The sequence below is a fragment of the Cyanobacteria bacterium QS_8_64_29 genome, assembly GCA_003022125.1.
Taxonomy (GTDB): Bacteria; Cyanobacteriota; Cyanobacteriia; order Cyanobacteriales; family Rubidibacteraceae; genus QS-8-64-29.
In genome coordinates this window covers 1-7105 of the sequence record PXQH01000032.1, presented here as the reverse complement: position 1 = coordinate 7105, position 7105 = coordinate 1, and the positions used below count along the sequence as shown (strand labels likewise).

At 63.4% G+C, this 7105-nt stretch carries 6 protein-coding genes; 2 read left to right on the top strand and 4 right to left on the bottom strand.

Features of this window, described 5'->3' with window-relative positions; all coding sequences use genetic code 11:
- Window positions 1-1029: 1029 nt before the first annotated feature.
- Both BRC58_05700 and BRC58_05695 read left to right on the top strand, forming a co-directional pair.
- Window positions 1030-1791 carry a DUF4230 domain-containing protein gene (locus tag BRC58_05700; GenBank protein ID PSP17637.1) on the top strand — a complete coding sequence of 254 codons (762 nt, stop codon included), beginning with the start codon at window positions 1030-1032 and terminating at the stop codon, window positions 1789-1791.
- A gap of 242 nt (window positions 1792-2033) precedes the next feature.
- Entirely contained in the window at window positions 2034-4463 is a 2430-nt protein-coding gene (locus BRC58_05695) for a chaperone protein ClpB (protein PSP17636.1), read from the top strand.
- 73 nt (window positions 4464-4536) lie between these two features.
- Here the strand turns inward: BRC58_05695 and BRC58_05690 are convergent, their stop codons facing one another.
- From BRC58_05690 to BRC58_05675, 4 genes are all read right to left on the bottom strand, one after another.
- A complete protein-coding gene (locus BRC58_05690; GenBank protein PSP17635.1) occupies window positions 4537-5502 on the bottom strand; it encodes an acetyl-CoA carboxylase carboxyl transferase subunit beta in 966 nt (321 codons plus the stop codon).
- Window positions 5503-5657: 155 nt separating this feature from the next.
- Window positions 5658-6476 carry a prepilin peptidase gene (locus BRC58_05685; protein PSP17634.1) on the bottom strand — a complete coding sequence of 273 codons (819 nt, stop codon included), beginning with the start codon at window positions 6474-6476 and terminating at the stop codon, window positions 5658-5660.
- A 9-nt stretch (window positions 6477-6485) separates the two neighbouring features.
- Window positions 6486-6710 (bottom strand): hypothetical protein, encoded by a 225-nt coding sequence (locus BRC58_05680; protein ID PSP17633.1) that lies wholly within the window; start codon window positions 6708-6710, stop codon window positions 6486-6488.
- A 63-nt stretch (window positions 6711-6773) separates the two neighbouring features.
- Window positions 6774-7105, bottom strand: a 332-nt coding sequence (locus tag BRC58_05675; GenBank protein PSP17632.1) for a hypothetical protein, incomplete at its 5' end; no start/stop codon positions are given.

Sequence of the window (7105 nt, the reverse complement as noted above, 5' to 3'; positions counted from 1 at the left end):
CGAAGCTAAGGCAATTGCTCGTTCTCCCAGCTGGGGTACGAGCAAGGTTAGGGCTAGCCCCGTTAACCCAAAACAGCCAACTCCAAACGTCCAAAACTTGAAGCTAAAAACCGGCAGCCAGAACTTGTTGCGCTTTCTCCCGTCGGAATTCGATCTTTGCTGCTCGGGATCTGCATGCGTGCCGAAGTCAACATCGTCAACTTCGGAATCGCTGTCAAAATCTAAGTCTGCGTCCGCATCCAGATCGAGTCCACCTGATACAGATAAAAGCATAAAAATGCCGCCAAGTATCGAGCAGATAATATAAAGTTTCAGCATGCTTGGACGGGCGTTTTGCGCCTCCAGAGAGATCTCCCGAAATCTATAGGTTTAGCTACTGTAAAGAGAGTCAACTTGAAAGTGCAAGGAAATTGTTACAGTTCTTAAACACAAGCCAAACAAGCCTCGAGAGCAGATGTTATTGCGCCCCATAGTTAGCACCAGCTGCGCTCGTCGTGGCTTCTTGTTAGGGAGCCGATGGCGACTTAGCACTCAAACAACTTCTAACTGAGGTGCGCCTCTGGGATGGTCTTAAATGAGTGGACCAACTCCCTCAAGCAAAGGCTGCTGGGCTCGGGCGAAGGCTTAGGGGGGAGCGCGCAGAGCGTTCCGAACGGCTCGCTATCTAGCTCGTAGAACGGGAAGCTAAGGTCAGTATTAATGGTGAGCTCCGATTGATGGGAGCACGGGTGTAGGCCGACACCTCTGGATGAAGTTCTCGAGGATCGCCCGCGCGCCCTCGGCGAACGGGTAGAAGCTTAAGACTGGGTCTATACCAGGTTGGCTCTATCATCCGATCTCGCTAGCGGCTTTGCCCATGCACACAGTTTTGCTTGAGTAAGAGGATTTGTCGGTCAGCCACTGCTGCCAGGACCGGCAGCCGCGCGATCGGACCGCTAGAGCCCCCACAATTGCGGCCATGTCTCTCCGATCGCCCAACCGAATCGATTGGAGAACGCGCCCTAAAATGGCAACAAAAAGGCATTAGCCATGGCTGACTCCTCACGCGCCGGCAGCGCGCGATCGCGCTACCGGCCCAGCATTCAAGGAACGCTCGCCCTCATCCTGCTGGCCAGCACCAGCGGAATTGCCGTTGTGGTGCTGCTGATGTTGGTCGGGATTTGGCGCGCCGGCGATCGTCTGGTAGATGGCATCGAATCGGTTTTGAGCGCCTCGCCCGCGCAGCCGCAGGCTAGCGTCCCCACAGCTGTGGTGCGCCAGATGCGGGAAGCCAGCGAGCTCACCACGGCCGTATTTGCCATGGATGCGGTCGTCCCGGCCCAAAAGCCGCGCAAGCTCGGTCCTTGGGTCGTGGCGCGGACGCGCCTGCTCTACCGCGGCAGCGGTCGGGTGCGGGCCGGCATCGATCTGAGCGGCATGGATGCCGAGCGCGTCCGCGTTACGCAAGACACCGTGCGCGTTCGCCTGCCGCCACCGCAAATCCTGGCGCACCACATCGATACCGACCGCTCGCGCGTCCACGACTACGATCGCGGCTTTTTGGCCCTCGGTCCCAATGCGGCGCCGCAGTTGCAAGCCCGCGCCCAAGACGCGCTCCGCCAGCGCTTGGTTGCCACCGCCTGCGAGCGCGGCATTTTGCAAACCGCCAACCGTCGCGCCCGTAGCAGCGTGCGCGAACTTCTAATAGCGGCAGGCCACCGGCAGGTTCAGATTCGCCTGGCTTCGCCCAAGCAGGGAGCTTGCCAAGCCCAGCAGCCTGCCGGCAATGCCAACGCTTGGGATGAGGGCTAGTCCCGCGGGGCTACGAGCGGCGCAAATCCGCTCGCGCCACCGCTGCAGGCGGCTGCGCTAGGATCTAGAAATAATCGGAGTCGGGGAATTGCGCTCGAGTTGCAGCGACTGAGGGGAGGGTTCCCGACCTCCACATGCGGGTTAGGCCCACTTAGCGCGCCGCGCTCGTCGGCGATAGCGTAAAGGATAGCCGGCATCCAGTAACAACGCAGGCAACCGGGCAACTGAGATTAGGGGCAACCATGTTCGAACATTTTACCGACAAGGCCATTAAAGTCATCATGCTCGCCCAAGAGGAAGCGCGCCGCATGGGGCAAAGCCTTGTGGGCAGCGAGCAAATCCTGTTGGGCATCATTGCCGAGGGCTCGGGGTCGGCAGCCAGCATGCTGACCGAGCGCGGTGTAAAGCTCAAAGATGCCCGCGGCGTTGTCGAGAGCTATCTGGGCGCAGGCTCGGGGAACGCACCGGCCAACATCCCATTTACGCCCAAAGCCAAGCGGATCTTCGAGCAGGCCTTTCAGGAAGCGCGCAACAACAACCAAAACTACATCACGCCCGAGCACCTGCTGCTGGCCATTACCAAAGAAGAGCAAGGCGTTGCCACTAAAGTCCTGGAGAAATTCAGCATCGATCCCAACGAGCTGCAGCGCCAGTTGAGCGAGCGCCTGGACGAGGGCGAAGAAGCGGCTGCCGTTGGGGCCCGCCAGCAGGGCGAAGGCTCCACCAGCAACAAATCCGGCAAGCAGAGCAATCTGGAAGAGTACGGCACCAACCTGACCCAGCTGGCCCGCGACGATCAGCTCGATCCGGTTATCGGTCGCGATCGCGAAATCGAGCGTACCATCCAAATCCTGGGGCGCCGGACCAAAAACAACCCCATCCTGGTGGGCGAGCCGGGCGTGGGCAAAACCGCGATCGCGGAAGGGCTAGCCCAGCGCATCGTCAACGAGGACGTACCCGAGCTGCTCAAGGGCAAGCAGGTGATCGGGCTCGACATGGGACTGCTGGTGTCGGGCACGCGCTTCCGCGGCGAGTTTGAAGAGCGGCTTAAAGGCGTCATTGGCGAAGTGCAAGAGTCGGGCAACGTCATTTTGGTCATCGATGAGGTGCACACCCTCATCGGCAGCGGCGCCATGGAAGGCGGCATGGACGCCGCCAACCTCTTCAAGCCCGCTTTGGCCCGCGGTGAGCTGCAGTGCATTGGTACGACCACCATGGACGAGTACCGCAAGCACATCGAGCAGGATGCGGCGCTCGAGCGGCGCTTTCAGCCCATCACGGTGGAGGAGCCCTCCATCGACGAGACCATCGAGATCCTACAGAGCCTGCGCGGCCCCTACGAAGCCCACCACAAGGTCCGCATCTCGGAGGCCGCGCTAGAAGCGGCGACGCAGCTGTCGGCGCGCTACGTCGCCGATCGCTATCTCCCTGATAAGGCCATCGACGTCATCGACGAAGCCGGCTCTCGCTTGCACACGCGCAAGTCGCTGGAGCAAAAGGCCGTCCCCATGACCTCGCAGTTTGCCACCGCAGGGACCGCCAGCGATTCCGATGCCGCTGAGTCCGGTACTGCTGAGAGTGAGAGCGAGGCAGCCGAGCCGCTGGTCGATACCGAGGAAGTGGCGCACGTGGTGTCCTCGTGGACCGGCGTGCCGGTCAACAAGCTCACCGAGTCCGAATCGAGCGTGCTGCTGCACCTAGAAGACAAGCTGCACGAGCGCCTCATCGGCCAGCAGGAAGCGGTCAGCGCCGTCGCTCGCGCCGTCCGCCGCTCGCGGGTGGGGATGAAAGACCCCAACCGGCCCATTGCCAGCTTCATCTTCTCCGGCCCCACCGGCGTGGGCAAAACCGAGCTCACCAAAGCGCTGGCTGCCTACATGTTCGGCTCGGAGGAAGCCATGATTCGGCTCGATATGTCCGAATACATGGATCCCCACTCGGTCTCCAAGCTCATCGGTTCGCCCCCGGGCTACGTGGGCTACGACGAAGGCGGCCAGCTCACCGAAGCCGTCCGCCGGCAGCCCTACACGGTGGTGCTGCTCGATGAAATCGAAAAGGCCCATCCCGATGTCTTCAATACCCTGCTCCAGATGCTGGAGGACGGGCAGCTAACCGACGCTCAGGGCCGCAAGGTCGATTTCAAAAACACCCTACTCATCATGACCTCCAACATCGGCTCCCAGGTCATCGAGAAAGGGGGCGGCGGCTTTGGCTTCGAGTACGACGACAACAGCGCAGACGCCCAGTACAACAAGATCCGTGATCGCATCAACGACGAGCTCAAAGCCTACTTCCGGCCCGAGTTCCTCAACCGCATCGACGAGATCATCGTCTTCCGCCAGCTGACGCAAGACGAGGTAGCTACCATCGCGGATCTGGTGCTGCAGGAGGTCTCCGAGCGGCTGCGCGAGCAGCAGAACATCAGCTTGCAGGTCAGCGATCGGTTCAAGCAGCGCGTCATCCAAGAAGGCTACAGCACCAGCTATGGGGCCCGTCCCCTGCGGCGCGCCATGATGCGCTTGCTTGAGGACAGCCTCGCCGAGGCTTTCTTGCACGGCCAAATCCAGGCAGGCGACACGGCGCAGGTGGATCTGGACGACTCGGGCGAGGTAAGCGTTACCACCGCCCAACCCGCCCAGCTGCAGCTGCAAGGGGCCAGCAGCCAGTCCTAGCGCCGGCCCGTCCCAACCGCTTTGAGCCCCTAGCGATCGCTAGGGGCTCAACTTGCGCTCGGCGCTCGCAACCCTACTGCGGGGGAGCGTCGCTAGCGCCCTCCGACTGCAACGAGAGGCTGCCCTGGTGGGATGGCTTTTGCGCGCTGTCGTTGGGGCTGGGCGTCGCCAGCAGCGGCAGGGCCGGTTGGTGCAAGCGCAGCAGTTGCGCCAAGCGCGCTTTGAGTTGGGGGCGCGCCACAACGGCATCGACGAACCCGTGCTCGAGTAGGTACTCGGCCGTCTGAAAGCCTTCCGGGATTTTTTGCCGCAGCGTTTGCTCGATCACGCGGCGCCCGGCAAAGCCGATCAGGGCTTTGGGTTCGGCCAAGATGATGTCGCCCAGCATGCCAAAGCTGGCCGTGACCCCGCCGGTGGTGGGATGGGTCAAAACCGACATGTAGAGCTGGCAGGCCCGCCGGTGGCGCTCGAGCGCGCCCGAGATCTTGGCCATTTGCATCAGGCTGAGCATGCCCTCTTGCATGCGGGCCCCACCCGAAGCGCAAACGGCGATCGCGGGCAGTCCTTCAGCTGTGGCGTACTCGATCAGGCGGCAGAGTTTTTCGCCCACCACCGAGCCCATGCTGCCGCCCAGGAAGCGAAAGTCCATGACCGCCAGCGCGACGGGCATGCCCTCGAGCGCGGCGCGGCCCGTGCGAATGGCATCTGCCAGGCCCGTTTGGTCTTGTGCCTCTGCTAGGCGATCGTGATAGGCCTTGCGGTCTTCAAACTCGAGCGGATCGCTAGGAACCAGGCTGTTGTTGAGCTCTTGCCAGGTCCCGGCGTCGGCGAGCTGATTGATGCGCTCTTCGCTCTCGACGCGCATGTGGTGGTTGCACTCGGTGCAGACCATGTGGTTGGCGCGCAGGTCCTTGGTATAGGCCATGGCACCACAGGCATCACACTTGCTCCACAACCCATCGGCGATGTCGCGCTCCGGTCGCTGCGGCGCAGGGCTATCCTTTTTGCGCCGGTTGGCAAACCAATCGAATAGTGACATGGGGATTGACCCCAATGCTGTACTGACTGCTCGCTGCCGCCGGTCTAGCGCAAGATGGGCCGGCCGACAAGGGGGTAAGGTGGGCGCTCCCCAGGCAGCGTCACCCCAAACGCGCCCTCAATCCTACCACGACCCGGCTCGCCCAGAATGGGCCGCTAGGGCCAAAGCCAATCGCGATAAGCGGCCAGCAGGGCCTCGCCACCCATCAGGCTCAAGCCGGCGCCTAGGGCCAAAAAGGGGCCGAACGGCAGCGGTTGCCGCCGCCCGCGCGCTCCCACTACGATCGCCGCACCGCCCGCGATCGCGCCCGATAGGCAGGCCAGGAACCCGGCCAGCAGCAGCTGCTGCCACCCCAGCCACGCGCCAATGCCAGCGGCCAGCTTGGCATCGCCGCCCCCCATGGCCGGTTGCCCCAACGCCAGCGACCCGGCCAGCGCGATCCCCTCCAGCAGCCACAGGCCCAGCACGGCCCCACCAATGCCGAGAGCGAGCTGCTGCGCGATCCCCGGCCCGGTCTCCTGCCAGCTCAGCAAGATGCGGACGCCCAGCCCCGCCAGCAATCCCGAGCGAGTGAGCGTTTCGGGCAAGGTCAGGGTCTCGAGGTCGATGGCAGCCAGTACCAACAGCCAGATCCCAAAGCTGCCGTAGGCCAGCGCCTGCCAGCTCGCGCCATAGGCTGCCAGCGCTAGCAAACAAATACCGCCGCTAGCGGCTTCCACCAGTGGGTAGCGGAGCGGAATGGGGGTGCGGCAGTAGCGGCAGCGCCCGCGCAGCCACAACCAGCTCAGGATGGGAACGTTGTCGCTCGCGCGCAGCCCATGCTGGCAAACCGGGCAGTGGGAAGGCGGTCGCAGCAGGGACTCGCCGGCCGGCAAGCGGCGAATGACGACGTTGGCAAAGCTCCCCAGCGCGGCCCCAAGGACAAAGGCCAACCCGGCAATGGCGGCGGTCGCCGGCCCTTCGAGCGCGAGCACGGCAAGCGGCTAGGCCGTTGCTGCCGCTTGGCGCTCGCCCCCCAGCGCCAGCTGCCAGGGCACAAAGCACTCCCAGGGCAGCAGGATGGGATCGCCGCTGAAGGTGGGATGGCTGCGTTGGGTGTAGAGGTTGACCACGAGGCCGCGCGTTTGGGCCGTGCGACTGGGATAGAGCGCACTGTAGGCGCGATAGAGCTCGCCGGCCAGCGCGATGGTGCTGCGATCGGGGGACATGGGCGGCAACCTCGCAAGCGCTCGCTCAATGGGGCCATTGTAGGCCAGGCTCGCGATGGCCAGTCACGACGCCAGCTCGGCCAGCTCCAGCCAGCGTTCGGTCTCGCGCTCGATCTGCTGGCTGAGGGCATCTAGCTGCTCGGAGAGCTCGCGGATGCGCTCGTACTGCTCGGCGGGCGTGGCGGCGATCGCTTGCTCGAGCTCGGCTTGCTCGGCCTCCAGTTGCGGGATGCGGGCCTCGAGCCTCGCGCTCCTGCCGCTCCCAGTTGGACAGCCGACGCCCGGCGGGCGATGGCTTAGAACGCCTAACAGAACTTCTGCAGGTGGTTGATACAGGATGAGCGCGCAGCCCAGCTTGAGAAAGGCTTGGTGCATATCAGCACGCCGCTCATCCC